The sequence below is a fragment of the bacterium SCSIO 12844 genome (assembly GCA_024397935.1).
Taxonomy (GTDB): Bacteria; Pseudomonadota; Gammaproteobacteria; order Francisellales; family Francisellaceae; genus M0027.
On sequence record CP073743.1, the window covers coordinates 680,000 to 703,052 of the forward strand.

Sequence of the window (23,053 nt, forward strand, 5' to 3'; positions counted from 1 at the left end):
TAATAATCAGTTATATAAAGTCTAATTTCATCCTGAATTTAATAAAATATGTTACATGATCATTATTAAAGATAAAGACAATTAAATATTTTTAAACATAAAATAATCGGTTATTTATTTTTATGTGGAGTATATTGGTTATGATTTCTCAGGATGAATTGAATTTATTAGTAGATAAAAATAGAAAAAATAAAAAACTTGTTGAGCTATTAAATAATGAAATAATTAAAACCGCATTATTTGATAGTGATTTAACATTAGAAGAGTTTGTACGCCCACTTGAAAATTACGCTTTTGTTTTTAAAAGATTATCAAATCAACAGATTCAGAATAGATTAAAAGATCGAAGTTTAACGGTTAGGCAAGTCTTAGATATGTCAATAGCTGCTAGCTCACTATTTTCAGGTAACTATCAAGTTACGCAATATTTAACTATAGAGCAAATGCTGAATATTAATGATATTGCCTTTTTGTGTTTGACTGAATCTAATATTGAAGAATTATTCTTAGGAGATAATCTGCATATTACAATTGAGCAAATACTTGATATAGATATGATCGAAATACAAGAGGCCTTGTTAGATGATAATGTTAGAGCCTGTTTAATGAATGGAGATTTTAATTTTGAGGATTTAGTCGATTGTATTTTAGAAAATGGTGGTGACTATGAGGTATTAATTAATGAAGTACAACAAAGAAGAGAAGTAGACCCTGAACCTGAACTTAATCATAACCAAAGTACACATACAGCGTCAGTGCATAAAAGTGCCTCAGAATCTGCATTAAGGTTGCAAGAGCACTATCAAGATAAACTAAGTAATACTTCAATTGCAGCAATTTGCAGTCAACTATTAACATTAGAAGAATCTGAAACAAGACAAGCGGCATTTCGTTGTCTTAACTATTTTGAAAAGAATAAGTTTTATGCCTCTGCAATAGATCCATTATCAGGTATTGGTCTTCGTGAATTATTAAAATTAAGCTTTTTATCAATATATGATGATAGTAGACGAGTAGCTACTAAGGAGAGTGTACTAGAAGCATTTGCTGATGGATTATATGAAATAATGCGTGGTGGTAATTTAAACAATGACAAGGGTGTTGATGATAAAAAGGAAGACGATCCAATTTGCTTTGGTGGTGCATTTAATAAAATTATTGAAAAACAAGTAAGCCTACATGAAGATTATGAACAAGTATATTTAAACAGAGCTTCAGCCTCACTTTATCTACCGACTTTAGTTAAAAATGAATTAAAAAAATATTTATTAAACCAGCTCGATATGTTAAAGCAAAATAATCAAAGTACTGTAGCTTTAGGTAGTGAAGTTGCTTTTATGTTATCGGAGTCAATTATTAACGATAGAATTTGGAGTGAAATAAGGCAGGTAGTTTCAAGTCAATTTTTTGATCGTTATGGTTGTTTATTTGATGGAAACCAAAATGACGATTTTAATTTGTTTATTGATTCAGGGCGACTACTTAGTTCAAGTACAATAAAGAATTTAACTCAGTTAGTAAATGAAAAGTTTACTCATTCAAGTGCTATAGAGCAGTCTTTAACACCTTCTACATTATTTAGTAATCAAGATTCTAAAGCAACAGTTCAAGCAAGATTATCGCTATCAAGCAGCTTTTAAATATTACAAAATATTCAATAAACGTATTTCATGACTTGTTATTAAATATATTAAGTCAAGAAGCTAACTCAACTGAAAATGGTAAAAAAGGCACAAAAATTATCAGTGAAAATCGTGCCTGTATTAAGATTACTGATTTAGCGCAGTCAGGAGCAAACCTATCTAGTATTTGTCACTTATTTGTTTCAAAAAGAAGTTGAAAGGAATAATGAGCTGCAAAGACAAAATGAACATGACCAACGATATGGCTTGGTTATTTATCAAGAGCGATTATAATGAGATTTTAATTAAATTTATTTAATATTTATTTATTGTTTGCAATTATTTGTTATTATTATTTTAAATATTAAAAAACTTAGATTAAAAAGTGTATTGGATGTATTTTGAAATAATAGCAAATCATATGAGTGATTACAAAATTACAAGTGATGAAGCTGAAGCTATTTTAAACGAATTAAAAAAATTTTCCTTTAAACAGCAACGATTGGAAAATAAAGCTATATTAGATCTTGTTGACTTAGAGGAGTTGACGTTACTTCAAGTTGCACAAATGTCAGAGACAGCAGCTGCAATATTTACTAGTGATCAATCGCTAATGCAATATTTCTCTATTGAAGATATCCTTACTATGGATAGTAATGCTTATTTGTTTTTGACAGATGACAGATCAAAAATGCTTTATTTGTCAGATAAGCAAACCCTTAGTAAGGAAAAGGTTTTAAGAATAGATTCATATGATTTATATCTAGTATTATGTGATGAAAATGTTCAACGAGCATTAAAGCATAATTTGATAGATTTTGACAAATTAGAAGAAGTTCTTTGTGATGTAGAAGATGTAGAGGGCTTATTGGATGGTAATTTTGTTGATTATATATTACACAAACAAATAAAGGATAAAGAGAATACACAAACTATATCAATTGAACAAAGTGCATTAGATTCAGCTAAACGTTTAAAAGGTCTCTATTGGGCTGATTTAGATGATAGTTTAATCCAAAACATGATTGATGGTCTTGCAAATTTATCAAAGGATACTGATAACAAGGATATTGCAATTGTATTTCTTAAACTATTATTAGAAAATCAAATTTACCCTAATATGTCTGCTCCTAATTTAGATATCAGTATTAAACAGTTGGTCATGCTGTGTTATTTAGCAATTTGTGATGACCATCGAAGTATGACATCACAAAGTAAAGGTTTGAGAGCTTTAGCTACAGCGTGTTATGAAATTTTAAGGGGTGATAACATTAATAATGAACAGTTTATTGATGATGGAGAGGAAGATAGTCCTATTTGTTTTGGTGGTGCATTTAATAAGCTGATTGAACAGTTTGTTGGTTATCATCCGGCATTTGAGCAAGTCTATATTACAAAGGCTTCCGCATCACTTTATCTACCTTGTGTTGTAAAACAACAGTTACTTGATTATTTGAGTGCTTATTATAATCAAGATCCTAATGATGGTTTTATGCAAAGTATATTTAAGCAGTTAAGTAATACAGGTGAGATTCCAGAGCTAGTATGGATAGAAATTAAAGAAGCTGTATCTAAAGAAGTATTTGAACACTATAAAAGTGTATTTGACAATGAGATGAATGATGAGTTTTTCACTTTTATAGAATATGGTAGGAATATCAATTTTGATATCAAAAATTACAAAAAATCTAAAGATAGTGTATTTATATTTAACAAAGAAATCAATGGTAAGGCAAAAATAGAAGAGCTTACTCCATAAATTTCAAGTGAATTTTTGTTACAAATGCATTTGTAATTATTTTATATTTTGCAATAATTTCAATATTTTTAATTTATGCTGTTTGTTTTACATTTGCTGATTCAATATATTTTTTAATAAGTCAGTAAAAGGGTTGTGCTATGCCATCGATAAGTAAAGAAATTAAATCGCGATTAATAGTTAATCAATTAAACCAAAAATTAAATCCACCAGGTGAATATGATAAATCAGATCTGACAGGAATAATTGGTCGAGCCTATGCTGCCCAACTGTTAAGTATTATTAATTATGGCTTTAATGTTGCCAATCGAGCTGAATTACGAGAGGAAGGTGATGTATTAAGTTTTGGTGAGTCGGCAGTCAATATGGATATAACACACTCTGGACGTTATATTCGTGGTGAGGATGGTCATCCATCACGCAATATATATAAGTCAATTGAGGGAGTTTTAAAATTTGATATGCTAGAAAAGGGAGATCAGGTATCTGTTAAAGAAAAATTGGAAAAAAAACTTAAAGAAGCTAACCCTGGATTCAAGGATTTTTTAAAAGAGTTTAATGGTAAATATTTAAACCCTAAAAGTAAGCATCTTCCTACTTTTAACATTCCTGATGATCCAGAGATAGGTATTTTAAAAGCACAATATGATGACATGGTTAAAATAAATCAAGAAATTGATAAACGAATTAATAAACCATTAGAAAATTTAAATAAGTCATTTGTAAAGTATCATGGAGCATCTATTGATCCAACTAAACAGCAGATGCGAAATACAGCAGTCAAAAACTGTAGAGATTGGATAAAAAAGATTAAAAAAGAAATTGAAGATTTATTAAAGGCATTATTACAAGAAAACCAATCAATTAAAAAAGATGTAGCACTTGAGTTTGGTCAAGAAAAACTTGAAAAAATGCAAATGAAATTAAGTTTAGTTGATAAGTTATTGGAATTAGATGTACTAAAACTATTTCATAAAAAAGCTGATGGTGAAAATGCCGAATGGCTAGGGCAGTGGCAAACACCTGAAGAAGTGATTGAAAATATTTTTTCACAACTTAACTTTGATCAAGTTAATTATTTAAGTGAGTACCTGCTAAGTAATGCCATTGAAAAATTAGGCGCTAAGAAAGAAGAAAACAAAGGAGAAAATAAAGAAGAAAATAAAGAAGAAAATAAAGAAGAGAGTAAAGTATTTAACAAGGCAGGGACTTTTAGTGCGGTAATGAATAAGCGTGTTGATATTACAAAGGAGTTAGCACAAAAAGCTCAAGCAGAGGAAAAAAATTATCTAATCAAAGTTACTGCATCAGCTTCAGATTATCCTTGTATGGTTTTTGACTATAGAAAATTCATTTCATTCTTACAAGATAAATGTAGTGATCAATTTGAGAAACTCCGTGCTGAGCTAGATTTTGAAGAAGATCAGAGTGCATCTCCAACAGTTAGAGTCTTGAATAATGTGTTATTAAGCTATCTAGCAGGTAAAATCAATCAAAAAAGTTTACAAGCTTATGGTGAAAATTATATTGAAATTCAACCACAAGCATCATTTGGAAGTATTAGGCCATCCATTACAGATACAGGGTTTTCATTTAGATTGTCTCCAGGGCTTGTGCCAGATTCATTTTCAGAAGTGTTATCTAGTGCATATGAAGAGTTTTTATCTGAAGTTTCGCAACCAGAAACACAACAAAAATTATTGGTTTTGTTAAATCAAGAGGCGAATAAAGATAAAAAAAATATAAATGATAAAGTTGGTACAAGGGTGATAGCTCAAAATGCAGCAAGAATTAAAATTGCTGATTTAGCAAAAGATAATCATAGTCTGCAGGATATCTGTGATATTTTTGAAAAACAAAGAAAAATAAAATTAGAAGAATTTTGTCAATTAGAGCTTAAAAAAGACAGTCAATCAGAAAATGAAAAAGAGAAGCTAGAGCTAAAAAAAGCTCAAGCACCAGATGAGTTATTAGCAATGTATCATAATTTGATTGATGTTTATTTTAGACATCAACAAAAATTTAAGGCAAGTGAAAATCAAGGTGTGCGTGATTTAGATAAAATCATTGACTGGGTAATTGCTCAACAACCAGAAAATGAAAATTACTCTGTTATTGCAACTAAGGTTGAATCACTTTGTCGCTTATTACAAATGCGCTATGAAATGGAGATAAAAGTAGAACGAGATAAAAGAATTACAAGCCAAGCTGAGAAGCCACAAGAATTAGCACTTAAAGCATCTGTTGATTCAGTATTAACAGATGATGAAGATTATAAAACAGAGGCAACAAGATGTGGCATGTCAGGATTTTCTCATGCAATAAGAATCGTTAATCATGCCTATTCGAATTTAAAGTTTGAAGAAGGGGACAAGCTAAGTGGTGAGCTTTCTGAAGTTTACTTTGAAATTGATCATGAAACACCTAAAGAAATAATGAAGCAATTTAAAGAAGAATCTTCACAAAAAATTGAATGTTGGGAAATAAATGAAACTGAAGAAGGAAAAAAAGCACATATTAAATTTGCAGATATTGCAGCCTTTCCTCGTCATGAAGCAGGGAAAAGTAAGCAAACAAATTGGAAAGGTAATTGGGCTGAAATTGATGAAAGTGATAAACCTGAAGTTTTAATTATTGATATGACTTCAGGCACACAACAAGACTTAGATCGCTTAACTGCACAGTTTAATCAATCAGGTAATGTTAAACCTTATGCAATGCTATTATTTGCTAGTGACAATAAGTATGGTCAAGGTGGTATTGACTTAGTCTCTATGGGTGAACTACGATTGGTTACAAAATCTAAAAAGCAGCTTGATGGAAATGAAAGTGCGCAAAATTTAACTAATCAGTTAAAAGAAGCATTTCATGAATCTTTTAAAACGCATGAGGAAAATAATACAGCAATTAAAGCATACCGAAAAGTTTTAAGTGATGCAGGTTTGCGTAGATCAAGTAAAAAATTAGTAGAATCAGGTAATATTTTTATTGCTGAGCCTGTGGGAGAAATAGCTAAGTTTGAAGAAAGCTCTAGTCAAGCAAGCGGACCAATTACACCAAGTCCATTCCAAAGTAATATCCCAGCCGCTATTGGGGCAGGAGAACTAAACTATATAATGTAATACTAAAAGAAATATAGTTATAAACGCTTAATAAAATTTGCCTTTTTATTTAATTTCATATAGAATTTGACCCGCTCTTTGCGTTTCATTCTTGATTTAATCATAACAGAGTAGAAACGCTTATCGCAATGTATAAGATAAACCGGAAGGAGTAAAATAAACATGCGTCATTATGAAGTTGTATTTATTGCGCATCCAGATCAAAGTGATCAGATGCCAGCGATGCTTGAGCGTTATCGCGAAATTATTGAAAAAGATGGTGGTAAAATTCACCGCCTAGAAGATTGGGGACGTCGTCAATTAGCTTACCCAATTGAGAAATTACATAAAGCACATTATGTATTAATGAATATCGAATGTAATCAAACTGCCTTAAATGAGTTGGAAGAATCATTTCGTTATAATGATGCGATTCTTCGCCGTTTGATTTTAACTAAAGATGAAGCAATTACTGAGCCATCAGTTATGATGGCTGAGTCAAAGAAAAGAGTTGAAACAGCGTCAGCTTAATTTTTAAGGAGTATTACTAATGCGTCTAAATCGTCGTCGTAAAATGTGCCGTTTCAAAATTGAAGGCGTAAAAGAAATTGATTACAAAGATCTAAATACGTTGAAAAGCTATATCACTGAAACGGGTAAAATTGTACCAAGTCGTATTACAGGTACAAGTGCTAAGTATCAACGTCAGATTGCAACAGCAATTAAACGTGCTCGCTTTTTAGCATTGTTACCTTATTGTGATCATCATTATTAATAGAAATTTATTTGAATTAGATTTAAGAGGCTTTTCAAGATGGAAATTATCTTAAAAGAAAAAGTAGAAAACCTAGGTAAGCTAGGTGATATGGTTAGGGTGCGTGCTGGTTATGCGCGTAACTATTTAATCCCTTATGGTAAAGCAGTTCAAGCAACAGCTGAAAATGTTAAAGCATTTGAAGCACAAAAGGCTGAACTTGAGCGCTTAGAAAATGAGCGTATTGCCAAAGCACAGGCTGATGCAGAGCAAATTCAAAGCAAAAGCTTTGAGATTAAAGCTCAAGCAGGTGAGGGCGGTAAATTATTTGGCTCTGTTGGTACAAAAGAAGTTGCTGATATTGTTAAAGAAACTTCAGGTATTGAAGTTGAGCGTCGTCATGTGCGTATGCCAGAAGGTACGATTCGTCAAATTGGTGAATATCAAGTTAGTATTCACTTACATACAGGTGTTGATGTAACAGTAACAATTGTGGTTGCTGCGTTATAATTGATGATTGTATCTTTTCTAAAAGACACTAAAATAGAAGGCTGTGTATGAACACAGCCTTTTTTATTTTGGATGGATATTAATGGAAAATATAAATAATTTATATGCAAACTCAGACTACCAAAAATTAGAGCAATTAAAACAGCCGCCTTATTCTATTGATGCTGAACGCTCAGTTATTGGTGGATTATTATTAGATAATGATGCTTGGGATAAAATAGCAGACTCATTGATAGAGCGTGACTTTTATCGTAAAGAGCATCGCGTTATATTTAAAGAAATTACACGATTAGCTTCAAAGGAAGAGCCCTTTGATGTGATCACCCTAAGTGAGTCGTTATTTGAAAGTCAACTATTAGATCAAGCAGGTGGTTTAAACTATCTAGCAGAATTAGCCAAAAATACACCGACAGCTCAAAACATTGCAGCCTATGCACGCATTGTAAAAGAACGTGCAAAATTAAGATCATTATTAAATACAGCAACTGATATTGCTGATCTTGTCTATGACCAATCAGGCCGTAAAAGTGATGAGATTATTGATGAAGCAGAGCGAAAAATATTTGCATTAGCAGAATCAAGTACAGCTTCAGCTGTTGGCCCTGAGTCGGTGCAAAATGTATTGCCTAATGTTATTGATAGACTTGATAGCCTAATGGATGCAAAAGATGGTATTACAGGCACGCCAATGGGCTTAAAAGATCTTGATGATATGACATCTGGCTTACATCCTGCAAATTTGGTGATTGTAGCCGGTCGACCATCAATGGGTAAAACACTTATTTCAATGAATATGGCTGAAAATATTGCAAGAACAGCAGATAAACCTGTTTTAGTTTTTAGTATGGAAATGCCTGCAGAAGATTTGGTGACTCGTATGATTTCATCTTTAGGACGTGTTGATCAAAGTCTATTAAGAAGTGGTAAATTAAATGATGAACATTGGGCTAAGATTGCATCAGCAATGAAAGTGATCAGCCAAGATATGAAGATGTTAATTGATGACTCACCTGCATTATCACCAGCTGAAGTACGTTCAAGAGCTAGACGAGTTGCAAGAGACCATGGTGGATTAAGCTTAATTATTGTTGATTACTTACAATTAATGCGTGTGCCAGGTATGGAGTCAAACAGAACGCAAGAAGTTTCAGAAATATCAAGGTCATTAAAAGCATTAGCTAAAGAGTTACATGTACCTGTTATTGCGATCTCGCAGCTAAATAGGGGAGTTGATGATCGATCAGATAAGCGTCCAATGATGTCAGATTTAAGAGAATCTGGCGCCATTGAGCAGGATGCGGATGTGATTATGTTTGTATTTAGAGAAGAAGTTTATCATAAAGATAAGCCAGAATTAAAAGGCATTGGTGAAGTGATTATTGGCAAGCAAAGAAATGGACCAATTGGTAGTGTTAGGTTAACATTTACAGGACAGTTTTTACGATTTAGTGATTATGCACCAGAGGAGCAAATAACAGGAGGTTTTTAGTGATGCAATGCCGGGTAGAAGCATTAATAAACAAGGATAGATTAACAGAGAATATTCAAGTATTGCTAAAAAAAGTAAAGCCTAATGAAGTATTGGCTATGTTAAAAGGTAATGCTTATGGCCATGGTCTAGTTGAAGTTGCAGAAATTATTCAACCCTTTGTTAATGGGTTTGGTGTCGCAAGCTTTATCGAAGCACAAAAATTACGTGATAGCGGAATTAACTTACCAATTGTATTGATGTCTGGCTTTGTTGCTCAATGTCAAATACCGTATATGAAAGCATTAGATATAACACCTGTGATTCATAGCCATTATCAATTAGAGTGGGTTTTAGCTGAGAAAAGCGCTTGGCATATTAATGCTTGGCTTAAAATAAATACAGGTATGAATAGGCTAGGTTTTGATCTTGATGATGCAAGAATGATTTATCAAACCATAAAAGCAAATAAAGAACGTTTTAATCGATTGATTTGGTTAACGCATTTAGCAGAAGCTGAGTTTCCAGATTCAGTGATTTCATTAGAGCAGAAAAAATGTTTTGCACAATTATGTCAACAATATCCAGCAGATGCTATATCAATGGAAAATTCAGCTGGACTATTAATGGATGACTCACTACCTTGCGATATCATAAGGCCAGGAGCAGCATTATATGGCATTTCTTCTTTTGAAGCATTAGCTGAAAAAACACGCCTTTATTTTGATTATGTGATGACGCTTAAAAGTCGAATTATTGCTTTACATGATGTTAAAATAGGTAATACGGTTGGCTATAATGGCATTTGGCAAGCAAAGCGAGATTCAGTCATTGCAACGATTCCAGTTGGTTATGCAGATGGCTATCCTTATCGAACACCAGAAGGTACGCCCGTTTTAATTCGAGGGAAAAAGGTGCCGGTAATTGGTAAACTATCTATGGATATGATGTCAGTTGATGTAACAGAAGTTAAAAATGTTGCTGTAGGCGATGAAGTCATATTATGGGGTGATGAATTACCTATTGAAGAGGTTGCAACGGTTATTGGTGTTTCACCTTATAGTCTATCTTCTGGCTTAAGTGATCGTGTCGAGAGAAAAGTAGTCTAATAGTGATTAAAAATTAGACTTTTTCCTATAAAATCGTTACACTGTGAGGCACATTTCAAAGTGTAGTTTAGATAATAACCAATTAGTTAAATAAAGCTATAATAATAAAACGATAATTAGTGACTTATATGACAGAAAAAGTAAATTTATTAGGCCTTAATCGCCAGTCGTTACAAGACTATTTTGAATCTATTGGTCAAAAACGTTTTCGAGCTGACCAAATGTTAAAATGGATTCATGCTCGTGGTATTACTGAGTTTGATCAAATGACAGACTTAAGTAAAGCATTACGTCAAAAGTTATCAGAAACAGCAGAAGTAATCGCACCTAAAGTAGTTCTTGATAAAACATCAGATGATGGTACACGTAAGTGGATTCTTGAAATGTCAGGGAAAAACTGGATTGAAATGGTATTTATCCCAGAAGGTAAGCGAGGAACTTTGTGTGTTTCATCCCAAGTTGGCTGTATGTTAACTTGTAGTTTTTGCTCTACCGCCAAGCAAGGCTTTAATCGCAACTTAACTTCAACTGAGATTATTGGTCAATTATGGATTGCTGCAAGGTGCTTATCTGAATCTAAAAAAGAGCATGATAACAAAGTAACTAATATTGTTATGATGGGCATGGGTGAACCTTTAATGAATTTTGAGCCTGTTGTTGAAGCAATGTCGATTATGATGGATGATTTAGCTTATGGCTTATCAAAAAGAAGAGTGACTTTAAGTACCTCAGGTGTTGTGCCAAAAATTTATGAGTTAATGGAAAAAATTGATGTATCTTTAGCAGTCTCATTACATGCGCCAACTGATGAACTTCGCAACGAATTAGTGCCAATTAATCGTAAGTATAATATTGACTCATTATTAGAAGTTTGTCGCTTGTATGCTCAAAAAGGGCCACATAAGGATATTACTTTCGAATATACCTTAATGGAAGGTGTTAATGATGAAGTTGAACATGCAGAAGCATTAGCGAAATTATTAAAAGAAAAAGAAATTCCAAGTAAAATTAATTTAATTCCGTTTAACCCGTACCCGGGTACGCCGTATAAAAGACCAAGTAATAATCGTATACACCGTTTTCAACAAGTTTTGATGCGCTATAATTATACAACAACGATTCGCCGAACCAGAGGGGATGATATTGATGCGGCATGTGGACAGTTGGTTGGTCAAGTTAAGGATAAGACAAAGCGCCAAGAAAAATACAAAGCAAAGTTGGTTGTTGAAGCATAAACTAATTAATGGTTTTTTAATTGTATTTTTTGGTTTATTGATTTCAGCTTGCGCGAGCCAAAAAACAAAAGAAGGTCAGATTAATCAACTACAGCAGGCTCAACAAGAAGAAATTAAGCCAGATTATGCAAAAGCTGCGATGTTAAATGCGCAGTTAGGCATTCATTATACAAAAGAAGGGATGCTTGATTTTGCTAAAAGAAAAATCTTAAAAGCACAAACTCAGGATGATGATTTAGCCATTGTGCATTATGCCTTGGGTTATTATTATCAAGCTTCAGGTGATATCCAAAAAGCAAATGATGCTTATAAAGAAGCGCTTTCAATTGACTCAGATAACCCGCAAGCAATTATTTATTATGCAGCTTTTCTTTGTGCACAAAACCAATATCAGAATGCGCAAAATTATTTTAAAAAAGCGATTAAACTAGCAGATAATACGAATCTAGGTCAAAGTTATCAAGCCTTTGGAATTTGTCAGAAAAATAATCAAAATTTTACAGATGCAAAGTATTTATTCAATATGGCGTTAAAACAAAACCCTGATTTGCCATTAAGTTATTATTCATTAGCTCAGATTTATTATCTTGAAAAAAATTATACAAAAGCAGATCAGTATATTCGCTATTACCAAAAAAATTACCCATCAACTGCTGCATCAATGACTTTAGAGATGGACATTGCAGAAAAACTACATCAAGGTAGTCGTGCTGCAACTTTAAGGCTAGAGCTTAACTCAATGTAAATCTTTAATAGTTAAATATAGGATGCCTAATATCAAAAAAGCAAAAGGAACAAGTGTTAGGGTAATGCCAATCCATGTGCCATAACGTTTTCCAAAGCGTGCGATTGATTTTTTGATTGTTGGGGTAAACCAAGGAATATAACGTGTTACTTTATTACCCTTTAAATACGCTTCTCGGTAACGTGCTTTAACATCTTCTGGAAAGTGAAAATGACAAGATGCATAATACAGCATACGAGCATAGCGTGATGATGGTTTCCAAGTGCGCGGCTGATGTGCTTTGGGTTTGGGTAGTAATGCTTTGACTTCGTGTGCTTGATAGTCTAAATCATAGGCTAAAGTTGTATCTAGTTGATAGCTGACTTCATGAGATGACATTTTTACCCAGTCGCGTTCATTTAACTCAACCATAACACCCCATGCTTGATCCCCTGGGGCAGGTACAAGTGTTGCAAAGCCAGGTTCAATTAACGGAATACCTTTAATGCTAAATTGAATCATATAGCCAGGTAGGTAAGCTGCTTTACCTTTTCTTCTTATGATTTTATTGTGCATTAGCGCACCATAGACAAAATATTTATTGGTTTTTTTTCTAGTCATAAAGTTTGAGTTTAAATTTATTATCGTTAATTACTGCTTATTGTAGTATACCTTGAAAAAAGATAAATTGATGCATTGCAAGATATATTTTATTAGAAAATTATAAAATATTTGCATTACCATTAATGCCAACTAAAGGCCAATAGACTAATGCAACACTAATAAAAACAACATAACTGATCAATTTTAATATAAATCCCCAGCTCATAGCCCGATGTGGATTGACATGGTGACAACCGGTAACAATAGCCATTGCAGGTGTGCTAACAGGTAACATATACGTTAAACCTGCACAAGTGGCAATGGCAACTGTAATTGCTCTTGGGTCAATACCATATTCACCAGCTAGCGCTAAGCCAATGGGTAATAGTACGGCAACTGCTGCGGCATTTGATACAAGTTCTGTTAAGACTAAAGCAATTAAGGAAATGAGCATAAATATAATCAGTGGCGATTGAATACCAGAATTAACAATCACATTAACCATTGCATGGGCTGCGCCTGTATCGCGCAGTGTTGTACCAAGTGCAATGGCACTACCATACATAACAAATATGCCCCATTTTACATCCTCTTCAACTTCATTCCAGTTGGTAATGTTTAATGCAAATGCAAGGATAACACCAAATAATGCAATGGTATCTAATCCCCAACCAGTGCCAAATAAAATCCATAGAATAATGGTAATTGATAGAACAAGTAACGTGTTGATTTCTCTTTGTGTCACCTTACCAAGTTTTTTCTTATGGCTAATTAAGGTTTTTCTAGCCTTCTCAATACTAATCTGTGTATTTCTAAGAATAAATAGAGTGATTAAAAAACAGACAGTCAGCATAATTAAGACAATAGGAATTGTCCATAATGTCCACTGAATAAAGCTTATTGTTGTATTGGTTGTCTCTTGTAACATTCCAATGGCTAATGGTGCTCTAGCACCACCTAGTAAAGTTGCAGTTCCACCAGTCATAGCACCCCATGCCATACACATAAAAGCAGCGAATGCAAAATTATGACTATTTTTTTCTTCAACTGCATTAACGATTTCAGCAACAATTGGGAATAAAATAGCCGCAACAGCATGTTCACTGATAACAAATGCTAATAAGCTTGAAAGGGTAAAAATTGATAGTAATAGTCGTCTTGGCCCTTTACCAAATCGAGTGATCATTGTAATTGCAATGCGGGTGCTTAAGCCTGAGCGCATCACAGGGGATGCTAGGATAAATGCGCCGAGTACGAAAAATACAGCACTATTACCAAAATATCCATAAACAGTTGATGCAGGGGCTGCTTGTGTTAATGGAAGTAAAAATAAAACAATAATTCCGGTAATTGCTAGCGGAAATGCGTTACTCATCCATAAAAATGCTGCAATGACAAAAATAATAAATGACATTTTAGCTTGATAAGAGAACCCTGGTAATTCAAAAGAGTTTAAAATGACAAAAATAACAGCACTAACAATGATGCCTATTAGTGTCATGCGTCTATTCATATAAAGTAAAACCATAACTTATATTTTATTTATTCTAATTTTTATTAACACAATTAGTTTTGTCAAATAAAAACAGGGGCTTAAACTATTAACATGATTTAATTTTTAGTTTAAAAAAATTATACTATGTAGTGAATAGGGTAAATGCTTGGAGGCAATATGGCTGGATGGATTTTATTACTGATTGTAATAATAACGTTAATTGGAATTTATTATGGTATTAAATTAATAAGTTGGAGTATTGTTACTGCTGCAATATTATTGGTAGCAAGTCTATCTGGCTTATTAGCTGGTACACCAAGGATTATTTATTGGCTTGTATTTGCAGTCATTGCCATTGTATTTAATGCAAGTGCAATTCGTCGAGCATTAATAAGTAGCTACTTATTTAAAGTATTGAAAAAATCAACGCCCAAACTATCCAAAACAGAAGAGATTGCTTTAAATGCAGGAGATACTTGGGTTGAGGAAGATTTCTTTCGTGGTAGCCCTAATTGGGAAAAATTACATCGCATATCAAAGCATCAATTAACTGAAGAAGAGCAAAGCTTTTATGACAATGAAGTTGAAGAGCTTTGTCGGTTGATTGATGACTGGAAAGTGATGAATAATAATGACTTAGACGAGAAAGTTTGGCAATACATGAAAGAGAAAGGTTTTCTCGGTTTAGTGATAGATAAACAATATGGTGGTAAAGGTTTTTCAGCAAAAGCACATTCTGATGTGGTTTATAAAGTAGCATCACGTTCTGGTGTCGGTGCTGTAACTGTTATGGTACCAAACTCATTAGGACCAGGTGAGCTTTTATATCACTATGGAACTGAAGATCAAAAAAATCATTATCTACCAAGACTTGCAAAAGGTGAAGATATTCCATGCTTTGCATTAACCGAACCTCAAGCAGGTAGTGATGCAACTTCACTTGTTTCATCAGCAATCGTTACTAAAGGTGTTTTTGATGGTAAAGAAACCATTGGTCTTAAGCTTAATTTTAATAAGCGTTATATAACCTTAGCACCGGTTGCAACTTTAATTGGTTTAGCTGTTGATTTACAAGATCCAGATGGCTTATTAACTGAAGGTGCAGAAGGAATCACATGCGTTTTAATACCACGAGATCAGCAAGGCTTAGAAATTGGTAATCGTCATTTGCCGGCATATCTACCATTTATGAATGGCACAGTTAGAGGTAAGGATATTTTTGTCCCAATAAGCTATATTATTGGTGGTGGTAAAATGGCTGGTGAAGGTTGGCGTATGCTGGTAGAATGCCTATCAATTGGTCGTTCAATTTCACTACCAGCACTAGGAACTGCATCTTCATCTGTGAGTTTTTATACATCCAGTGCTTATGCGCATATTCGTAAGCAGTTTGGTCTTGAAATTGGTAAATTTGAAGGTATTGAAGAAACATTAGGCCGAATTGGTGGCCTAAGCTATTTGGTTCAAGCAACACGTGAATTAACGGTTGCAGCGGTTGATGCAGGTATTAAACCTTCGGTTGCTTCAGCAATTGCTAAATATCATAATACTGAAAACGCAAGACAAACAATTTCAGATGCAATGGATTTACATGCAGGGCGTGCTGTTATTGCAGGTCCAAATAATTATTTATTGACTGCATACTTAGGTGTACCGGTTTCTATTACCGTTGAAGGTGCAAACATAATGACACGTAATTTATTAGTATTTGGTCAGGGCGCTATGGCGTGTCATCCGTATTTGCAGGATGAGTTTTATGCAATTTCAGAAGATAATGTAGCTAAGTTTGATGAATTATTATGGGCTCATGTTGGATATTATGCTAAAAATAAAGTCAGAACAATTGCAACAAGCTTAACTGCAGGTTTATTAGTTAAAGCACCAAATTCTCCTTTAAAGCCATATTATAAAAAACTAACGCGCTTAAGCTATGCTTTTTCATGGGTTTCTGATTTATCTTTAATGTACTTAGGCGGCGCATTAAAGCGTAAAGAGCGTTTAAGTGCACGTTTAGGTGATATCTTATCCAATATGTATATGGCGGCTGCTGTATTAAAACACTTTAAAGATTATGGAGAGAATAAAGAAGAGTTACCTTATGTAAAATGGGCATTAGATCATTGTTTATATCAAGCACAAGAAGCTTTGTATGAATATTCTTATAATTTTCCTTCAAAAGCAATTGGTTGGTATATCAGAAAGTTATGCTTTCCATATGGTAGAAGTTATCGTAAGCCTTCTGATCATTTGGAACATAAAATTACCCAAAGTGCGATGAAAAATGATGTATTTAGGCAGCGTGTTGCCTCACGGTTATTCACTTCAGATAAAAGTACGCCATTGTATAAAGTCAATGAAGCATTTATTAAGCTTTTGGATGTTGAAGCACTCTATACTAAGCTTTATCAGGCAGTTAAAAAAGGTATCATTAAAAAAGAACCGATTGATGTGATGCTAAAAGTAGCGCTAGTCAATAATGTTTTAACAGATATAGAAGTGAAACAAATCAATGAAGCTGAAGCATTAAGGTTAGATGCTCTTGAAGTTGATGAGTTTAATTTTGACTACTTTCGTAATGAAAAAAATGAAATATCTACAAAGAAAAAAACGCCTAAAGTAAAAGCTAGCCCTGAAGTCTCTAAGGCTGAGTCTGAAAATATCAAAGCGTAATTAACTGGTTAATTTGTAATAAAACTCTACTACTGTGCAATTATTTTATATGCCATAATTTTAAATGATACGGATTGTCATATAGATAAAAAGCTAGGGAGAGTTTTATGCCAAAGCCCCGAGATGAATGGAATTTACCAAAACCAGAAGATATCAAAAATACTGATCAACTATTAAATGTTGCGGCATTTGATCACTTAAAGCAATTAGTCGCATTTATTCCAGAGATATTAAACCAAAGCGACATTATAAAAAATATTTATCAATATTGTGGTGAAGAAATAGAGTATGATGCAAGTTATGCATACGGTAATTTATATAGTCAATTTATTAACTTTATTGAAGAATTAATAAGTACTTATAAGCAACTGGGTAAAAATAAAGAGCTTGAAAGCTTAGATCCACTGCTTTTCGCTATTTTTTGTAATCCTAACCAAGCACTAGAGTATACTACGGCAGTTATTGAACCAACGGTTAGAAAAACACATCAAACTTCAAATGCAATTGAAAAAGTTATTACTAATAAATTATCTCCTAAAAATGAATGCCTTAATACGAATAACCCTACCTTTGAAGGCTCATATAAAGGGCGTGGCTATGCCTCTTTAGCTGGCATATTAGTATATCCAGAATACAAATCATTACAAAATACAAATGTGCCACAGGTGCTTAATTTTAAATTTAAGCAAGATAGTAAACTAGCAACTGAGTTACGTATTGGAACACAAGGACAATATCATTTAGGTCATGCAAGAATCAGTCCCTTATTTGAACATTTTTTAGATGCACAAAAGAGATTATATCCTAAGAAAGATATTACTCATGTCTATTTTAATAATTTAAGATTAGATGAGAGCTGTTATGAGGCAAGTTGGGAGAAAGCGTTATCTGATCAACTTCATAATTTGGAATCTATGCATAGTAATGTAGCAGTTATTAGCATTCCTGCTGATTTTAAAATAAGTGAGCTGTCAACAACAGATAACTTTAAATCATTATTAATTAACTCAGTAATGAAAAATAAACGTGGATTTATGATTAGTGAAGCTGCTAGAGATAAGCTATTTAGTCCTAGAGAACATGAAAAAATTATCTTAAATGCCTTATTTCAAAATACATTAAAGCAATTGGGTTTATTAGAGCCTAGGCGTGATTTTTTATCAGATATAGAGCAGCAAGCTGTATTTAATCACTTTTCTAAATATTCATTACAAGATTATATTTTAGGCCAATTAGATCCTCATACATTTAATAATAGTTGTAAAGATGGAATTGATCGTTCACGTGTCAGTTCATTAATACTCAATCTTATATGGTCTATTAATGTAGGCAAACCGATAAGTGAAAAAGAGTTTTTAAGAGGTTTGCATGGTGCGTCTACTCTGGTTAAAGGTAGAGGCATGAATTCGAATAGCCAAAAACTATGGGCGATGGTTGATGTTTATTTAAAAGGCAATCCAGGGTTAGTAAAAAGTGGTGCAATACCTCAATGGTTAGTTGATTGGCGTAATAGTAATGAACCTGATTTAGAGAAAATTAAAACTAATCTATTAAGTCAATTAAAATCTGAAAATGAAAGTAAAGATTTATTAGGTTTAATTAACTTATTTGATCAAGTAATGGATTGGAATAATCTTGATAATCCATATAGAGAGTTAGCACGTCAACTGGGTTGGAGCTTAAGTTCATATGGTTATACAGATAGTATCTATGACGCTGCAGAGTTTTTGAAAAATAGTATACTTGAAAAATCTCAACAGCAAATAAGCCAAATGAGTACAGAATTAAAGGAGAAAGTTTGTAAAGTATCTGAAACGCATGCTCATCCATATCCATTTTGCCGTTTTGGAGAAACAAAGCAAATGTCAGATCCGACTTATACTCAATTTAGAGCTGATATAGATGAACAAAATAGACAGCAACGTGAAGGAAATATAAGCTTAGATCGTTTTTAAAAATTATTAACGTTATGCTTGCGAGGTTTAGGATAGTAATTATAATTAAGGCACTTACTATTATAAAAACTAACAGGCCTTAATTATGAAAAAAATTATTCAAACTGAGCATGCACCAGCAGCAATTGGAACTTACTCTCAAGCTGTATTATATGATCAAACGTTATATGTATCAGGGCAGATTGGCTTTGATCCTAAAACAATGCAAGTGGTTTCTGATGATTTTACTGAGCAGGCGCATCAAGTATTTAAAAATTTAGGTGCAATTGTTGAAGCTGCTGGTGGTGGATATAGTGATTTTGTTAAATTAAGCATTTTTTTAAAGGACTTATCTAACTTTGCACAAGTCAATGAGGTAATGGGGCAATATTTCAATCAGCCTTATCCAGCAAGAGCTGCGGTTGAAGTTTCACGCTTACCAAAAGATGTTGCAATTGAAATTGAAGGTATTGCTTATATTGCTTAAGGCGCTAAATGACAAATTAGCCACTCTTTAGAAGATATATCATTACGTTTATAAATCACACGTTCATGCAGACGGCTGTGTCGGCCTTGCCAAAATTCTATTATTTGAGGCTTTAGGCAATAACCTCCCCAATGTTTAGGGCGTGTTACTTTTCTTGATTTAAACTGTTGCTGTGCTTTTTGATAAGCATCAATAAGTTCTTGATAGCTTGAAATAGATTGGCTTTGTTTAGATGCCCAAGCACTGATACGACTACCTCTATCGCGTGATTGGAAGTACTCATCAGAAGTCTCTGAACTAACTGGATCAACAGCACCTCGAATACGTATTTGACGATGTAAATCTGGCCACCAAAATAACATTGAAGCTTGGGCATTACATTTTAATTGTTCTGCTTTAGCACTGGTGTAATTGGTGTAAAAAACAAAGCCATTCTCATCAAAAGCTTTTAATAGAAGCATGCGATTATCAGGCATATTGTGTTCATCAACTGTAGCCAATGAAAAAGCATTTGGTTCGGTAATCTTCGTTTTATTTGCTTCTTCAAGCCATTGGTGAAAAGCAAGAAAGGGGCAATTACCAAGCTTATTTTGAAATAAGGCACGGTTTGGGTAATTAATACGCCAAGTATTTAATTTTGTCATTGCGTCTACTATTATTTCCATTTCATTATTCAGATGTTTAAAAAATAACAATTTTATCGAGCAAAAAAAAGTAAATTGCATTAAAATAATTCAAATTTTATAATTGAGTCGTTTAGGAGCCATAAATTCATGTCAGATAAGCGTTTGATGATTATTGGTGTTGCAGGCGCATCCGGTTCAGGAAAAAGTCTATTAGCTAATACAATCGTTAATGAGTTAGGATCAGATCGAGTTGTTGTAATCTCTGAAGATCATTATTATAAAAACCGCCTTGACTTAACTTTAGAAGAGCGAGCAAATATTAATTATGACCATCCTAGCGCATTTGATCATGATTTAATGAAAGAGCAATTGCAAATGTTATTAAATGGTCAATCGATCGATGTACCTATCTATGACTATGCTACACATTCAAGGACTGACCAGGTGATGCCAGTTAGTCACCAAAAAGATATCATCGTATTAGAAGGTATCTTATTATTTGTTGATGTGGCGTTAAGAAAGATGATGGATATTCGTATTTTTATGGACACACCTTTAGATATCTGCTTTATCCGAAGACTTTTACGAGATGTAGAAGAGCGAGGACGTAGTTTAGATAGTATTGTAAAACAATATCATCAAACTGTAAGACCAATGTTTTTGCAATTTATCGAATCATCAAAACAACATGCTGATATTATTGTGCCCAATGGCGGTAAAAATCGTATTGCGATTGATTTGATTCAAGCCAAATTAAAAGAATTACTCAATCATGATTGAGTATTATTAGTTGTTTTATTCGTTTCTTTATTATCAGGTGATTTTTTGTCTATCATTTTTGAGTTAGGTAGGCTCATTGTATCTTTAGATTTTGATTGATCAGTTTTAGCTGCTAATCCAAGCCATTGATTAATACTATATAAATCTTGTGGTGCTAGCGTTCCTGCTTGTTGTTTAAGTGTTAGCATATCATTAATATAAGCATATTTAGATTGAGCATACTCTTGTTGTGCTTGAAGTAATAATTGTTGTTGGTTTAATAAGTCAACAATTGTGCTGGTACCAACATTATATTGTGCGCGCATTGCTTTAAGTGAGCTTTCATTGGCAATAACGGCTTGCTCATATGCAGAAACCTGGCTGATATCAGACATGACGGTTAAATAAGCCTGACGTACTAAGCTTTGTGCATCACGTTCACTTTGTTTGAGTGTGTATTGTGAAGATTTGAGCGTATATTTACTTTGCTTTAATGTTGCATAGTCACTACCGCCATTAAGTAAGTTCCAAGTGCCAGTAGCAGTTAAGCTTGCTGTATTGGTTACTTCATCTGGATTTTGTTGATAGCTGTCAGAACGGCTAGCAGTAGCAGTACCAGTGACAGATGGTAAGAAATTGCCCCAAGCAATATCAATACCTTCTTTTGAAACTTCAGTTAGAAATTGATTTGAGACGATGTTTAGATTTTTTTTCATCGCCGTATCAACCCATTTTTGCATATTAGTAGGTTCTGGCTTAGCAAATGGGAAATTATTCTTTAATGGCATAACATCGATAATCATAGTACCAGTAATTTGTGCTAATGCTTCATAAGAATTTTCTAAGTTATTTTTAGCTTGCACGGTATCAGCAACAGATTGTTCATAGTTTGCTTTTGTAGATTGAACATCAGTAATTGCAGCTAATCCAACATCGTATTTTTGTTGTGTTTGTTTTAATAGTTCAGCATTCCATTGTTGGCTTGCCTGGTTATAGGCAAGATTATCTTCAGCCTGTAAAATATTAAAATAAGCACTGGCAACATCAATAATTAAAGTCTGTCTAGCTGTATCATAAGTAATGGCATCAGCTTTAGCCTGATATTGGGCTTGTGAATAGGTAGACCATAAGCCAAAATCAAATAATACTTGAGATAAAGTAGCCGTATTTACATTACTAAAATACCATTCTTTTTGACCAGCGGTAGCTTGGTTTGTATAGTTATAATTGAACTGACTAGTAACGCCAACATTAGGTAATAATGCACCTCGAGCAATACCAACACCTTCTATATTGGCTTTAAATGTTTCAAAAGCTGCTTGATACGTTGCATTATGTTCACTGGCAATATTATAAACTTGTTTTAAGTTATAATAGTTTTGATCATTACTGTCAGCATAACAAAGTCCAAATGACAGTATCAGTGAACTAGTAACCGTTAATAATCGATATCGCATCATCGAATGCTCCTTAAAATTTAAAAAGTAAAACGCTCAGGTTGTTTAATTGAATGTAATGGTGGTACAACCGTTTCAAACATTTTTTTGGTTTCTAACTCTGTATCACTAGTACGAGTAATCAAGGTTGCTTCCATAACATGAGCATCTGCTTGGCCAACAATTACAAATAAGCGTCCACCTATATTAAGTTTATCACAAAATATTTTTGGCACTTCTGGTGTTGAGCCTGTAATAACGATGACATCATATGTCATTTCATCTTTAAACTCATTGATGACATCGGCTGTAATTAATTTAACGTTAAATACACCCAGTGATTTTAGCTTATGTTTAGCTTGTGTAATAAATGAACTATGGATATCTACACTAACAACAGATTGTGCTAATTTGGCTAGAAGGCCTGTAAAATATCCACTACCAGTACCGATTTCAAGTACGGTTTCAGAAGCGTGAATATTCAGCACTTCTAAAATTTTAGCTTCAATCATTGGTTTTAGCATACACTCATTAAAATCCAAAGGGATACTAAAATCGCCATAAGCAGACTCTTTGAAGCGTTCTGGAACAAATTTCTCACGTGGTAAATCATAAAAAGCATTTAAAATACGTTGATCATTAACGCCCCAAGTTCGTATCTGTTGCTTGATCATGTTCATTTTGGCTGTATTGTTATTCATAAGTAGGCTATCAACTCATAAAATCTTAGCTTTTTCAATAGCTGAAATTTTAGCATACTC

20 protein-coding genes are annotated in these 23,053 nt (G+C 33.3%); 15 read left to right on the forward strand and 5 right to left on the reverse strand.

Features of this window, described 5'->3' with window-relative positions:
- Positions 1–140: 140 nt before the first annotated feature.
- The 11 genes from KFE69_03315 (at position 141) to KFE69_03365 (ending at position 12,303) form a co-directional block, all read left to right on the forward strand.
- Positions 141–1,640 (forward strand): hypothetical protein, encoded by a 1,500-nt coding sequence (locus KFE69_03315; GenBank protein UTW43187.1) that lies wholly within the window; start codon positions 141–143, stop codon positions 1,638–1,640.
- A gap of 35 nt (positions 1,641–1,675) precedes the next feature.
- Entirely contained in the window at positions 1,676–1,840 is a 165-nt protein-coding gene (locus KFE69_03320; GenBank protein ID UTW43188.1) for a hypothetical protein, read from the forward strand.
- 203 nt (positions 1,841–2,043) lie between these two features.
- Positions 2,044–3,381 carry a hypothetical protein gene (locus KFE69_03325; GenBank protein ID UTW43189.1) on the forward strand — a complete coding sequence of 446 codons (1,338 nt, stop codon included), beginning with the start codon at positions 2,044–2,046 and terminating at the stop codon, positions 3,379–3,381.
- A gap of 140 nt (positions 3,382–3,521) precedes the next feature.
- Positions 3,522–6,503, forward strand: a complete 2,982-nt coding sequence (locus tag KFE69_03330; protein ID UTW43190.1) for a hypothetical protein — start codon at positions 3,522–3,524, stop codon at positions 6,501–6,503.
- Between the two features lie 162 nt (positions 6,504–6,665).
- Positions 6,666–7,013, forward strand: coding sequence for a 30S ribosomal protein S6 (gene rpsF / locus KFE69_03335; protein ID UTW43191.1), 348 nt, complete (start codon positions 6,666–6,668; stop codon positions 7,011–7,013).
- A gap of 19 nt (positions 7,014–7,032) precedes the next feature.
- Entirely contained in the window at positions 7,033–7,257 is a 225-nt protein-coding gene (rpsR, locus tag KFE69_03340) for a 30S ribosomal protein S18 (protein ID UTW43192.1), read from the forward strand.
- A 39-nt stretch (positions 7,258–7,296) separates the two neighbouring features.
- On the forward strand, positions 7,297–7,746 hold the full coding sequence (rplI, locus tag KFE69_03345) for a 50S ribosomal protein L9 (protein ID UTW43193.1): 450 nt from the start codon (positions 7,297–7,299) through the stop codon (positions 7,744–7,746).
- 82 nt (positions 7,747–7,828) lie between these two features.
- Positions 7,829–9,235: a replicative DNA helicase gene (gene dnaB, locus KFE69_03350; protein ID UTW43194.1), complete on the forward strand. Its 1,407-nt coding sequence runs from the start codon at positions 7,829–7,831 to the stop codon at positions 9,233–9,235.
- Positions 9,236–9,237: 2 nt separating this feature from the next.
- Positions 9,238–10,323: an alanine racemase gene (alr, locus tag KFE69_03355; protein ID UTW43195.1), complete on the forward strand. Its 1,086-nt coding sequence runs from the start codon at positions 9,238–9,240 to the stop codon at positions 10,321–10,323.
- 128 nt (positions 10,324–10,451) lie between these two features.
- Positions 10,452–11,558 carry a 23S rRNA (adenine(2503)-C(2))-methyltransferase RlmN gene (gene rlmN, locus KFE69_03360; protein ID UTW43196.1) on the forward strand — a complete coding sequence of 369 codons (1,107 nt, stop codon included), beginning with the start codon at positions 10,452–10,454 and terminating at the stop codon, positions 11,556–11,558.
- A complete protein-coding gene (locus tag KFE69_03365; protein UTW43197.1) occupies positions 11,548–12,303 on the forward strand; it encodes a tetratricopeptide repeat protein in 756 nt (251 codons plus the stop codon). Before rlmN ends, KFE69_03365 begins: the two co-directional genes overlap by 11 nt.
- Here the strand turns inward: KFE69_03365 and KFE69_03370 are convergent.
- Together KFE69_03370 and KFE69_03375 are read right to left on the reverse strand one after the other, a co-directional pair.
- Positions 12,295–12,858 (reverse strand): hypothetical protein, encoded by a 564-nt coding sequence (locus KFE69_03370; GenBank protein UTW43198.1) that lies wholly within the window; start codon positions 12,856–12,858, stop codon positions 12,295–12,297. The two genes, KFE69_03365 and KFE69_03370, sit on opposite strands and share 9 nt — an antisense overlap.
- Positions 12,859–13,003: 145 nt before the next feature.
- Positions 13,004–14,413 carry a DASS family sodium-coupled anion symporter gene (locus KFE69_03375; GenBank protein UTW43199.1) on the reverse strand — a complete coding sequence of 470 codons (1,410 nt, stop codon included), beginning with the start codon at positions 14,411–14,413 and terminating at the stop codon, positions 13,004–13,006.
- Positions 14,414–14,557: 144 nt separating this feature from the next.
- On the opposite strand from KFE69_03375, the gene KFE69_03380 reads away from it, so the two are divergent.
- From KFE69_03380 to KFE69_03390, 3 genes are all read left to right on the forward strand, one after another.
- Positions 14,558–17,050, forward strand: coding sequence for an acyl-CoA dehydrogenase (locus KFE69_03380; protein UTW43200.1), 2,493 nt, complete (start codon positions 14,558–14,560; stop codon positions 17,048–17,050).
- A gap of 107 nt (positions 17,051–17,157) precedes the next feature.
- A complete protein-coding gene (locus KFE69_03385; protein ID UTW43201.1) occupies positions 17,158–19,005 on the forward strand; it encodes a hypothetical protein in 1,848 nt (615 codons plus the stop codon).
- A gap of 85 nt (positions 19,006–19,090) precedes the next feature.
- Complete coding sequence (locus KFE69_03390) at positions 19,091–19,471, forward strand: RidA family protein (protein UTW43202.1); 381 nt, start codon at positions 19,091–19,093, stop codon at positions 19,469–19,471.
- Here KFE69_03390 and pdxH read toward each other — a convergent pair.
- On the reverse strand, positions 19,468–20,115 hold the full coding sequence (gene pdxH, locus KFE69_03395; GenBank protein UTW43203.1) for a pyridoxamine 5'-phosphate oxidase: 648 nt from the start codon (positions 20,113–20,115) through the stop codon (positions 19,468–19,470). The genes KFE69_03390 and pdxH overlap by 4 nt on opposite strands.
- Positions 20,116–20,244: 129 nt before the next feature.
- On the opposite strand from pdxH, the gene udk reads away from it, so the two are divergent.
- A complete protein-coding gene (gene udk / locus KFE69_03400; protein ID UTW43204.1) occupies positions 20,245–20,877 on the forward strand; it encodes a uridine kinase in 633 nt (210 codons plus the stop codon).
- Here udk and KFE69_03405 read toward each other — a convergent pair.
- A complete protein-coding gene (locus KFE69_03405) occupies positions 20,868–22,316 on the reverse strand; it encodes a TolC family outer membrane protein (GenBank protein ID UTW43205.1) in 1,449 nt (482 codons plus the stop codon). The genes udk and KFE69_03405 overlap by 10 nt on opposite strands.
- 17 nt (positions 22,317–22,333) lie before the next feature.
- Positions 22,334–22,993, reverse strand: coding sequence for a protein-L-isoaspartate O-methyltransferase (locus tag KFE69_03410; protein ID UTW43206.1), 660 nt, complete (start codon positions 22,991–22,993; stop codon positions 22,334–22,336).
- Between the last annotated feature and the right edge of the window lie 60 nt (positions 22,994–23,053).

What these genes read in the sequence shown, in the direction of transcription:
- KFE69_03315 (UTW43187.1), top strand. Translation starts at nt 141, where the DNA reads ATGATTTCTCAGGATGAATTGAATTTATTAGTAGATAAAAATAGAAAA.
- KFE69_03325 (UTW43189.1), top strand. Translation starts at nt 2,044, where the DNA reads ATGAGTGATTACAAAATTACAAGTGATGAAGCTGAAGCTATTTTAAAC.
- KFE69_03330 (UTW43190.1), top strand. Translation starts at nt 3,522, where the DNA reads ATGCCATCGATAAGTAAAGAAATTAAATCGCGATTAATAGTTAATCAA.
- rpsF (UTW43191.1), top strand. Translation starts at nt 6,666, where the DNA reads ATGCGTCATTATGAAGTTGTATTTATTGCGCATCCAGATCAAAGTGAT.
- rpsR (UTW43192.1), top strand. Translation starts at nt 7,033, where the DNA reads ATGCGTCTAAATCGTCGTCGTAAAATGTGCCGTTTCAAAATTGAAGGC.
- rplI (UTW43193.1), top strand. Translation starts at nt 7,297, where the DNA reads ATGGAAATTATCTTAAAAGAAAAAGTAGAAAACCTAGGTAAGCTAGGT.
- dnaB (UTW43194.1), top strand. Translation starts at nt 7,829, where the DNA reads ATGGAAAATATAAATAATTTATATGCAAACTCAGACTACCAAAAATTA.
- alr (UTW43195.1), top strand. Translation starts at nt 9,238, where the DNA reads ATGCAATGCCGGGTAGAAGCATTAATAAACAAGGATAGATTAACAGAG.
- rlmN (UTW43196.1), top strand. Translation starts at nt 10,452, where the DNA reads ATGACAGAAAAAGTAAATTTATTAGGCCTTAATCGCCAGTCGTTACAA.
- KFE69_03370 (UTW43198.1), bottom strand. Translation starts at nt 12,858, where the DNA reads ATGCACAATAAAATCATAAGAAGAAAAGGTAAAGCAGCTTACCTACCT.
- KFE69_03375 (UTW43199.1), bottom strand. Translation starts at nt 14,413, where the DNA reads ATGGTTTTACTTTATATGAATAGACGCATGACACTAATAGGCATCATT.
- KFE69_03380 (UTW43200.1), top strand. Translation starts at nt 14,558, where the DNA reads ATGGCTGGATGGATTTTATTACTGATTGTAATAATAACGTTAATTGGA.
- KFE69_03385 (UTW43201.1), top strand. Translation starts at nt 17,158, where the DNA reads ATGCCAAAGCCCCGAGATGAATGGAATTTACCAAAACCAGAAGATATC.
- KFE69_03390 (UTW43202.1), top strand. Translation starts at nt 19,091, where the DNA reads ATGAAAAAAATTATTCAAACTGAGCATGCACCAGCAGCAATTGGAACT.
- pdxH (UTW43203.1), bottom strand. Translation starts at nt 20,115, where the DNA reads ATGACAAAATTAAATACTTGGCGTATTAATTACCCAAACCGTGCCTTA.
- udk (UTW43204.1), top strand. Translation starts at nt 20,245, where the DNA reads ATGTCAGATAAGCGTTTGATGATTATTGGTGTTGCAGGCGCATCCGGT.
- KFE69_03405 (UTW43205.1), bottom strand. Translation starts at nt 22,316, where the DNA reads ATGATGCGATATCGATTATTAACGGTTACTAGTTCACTGATACTGTCA.
- KFE69_03410 (UTW43206.1), bottom strand. Translation starts at nt 22,993, where the DNA reads ATGAATAACAATACAGCCAAAATGAACATGATCAAGCAACAGATACGA.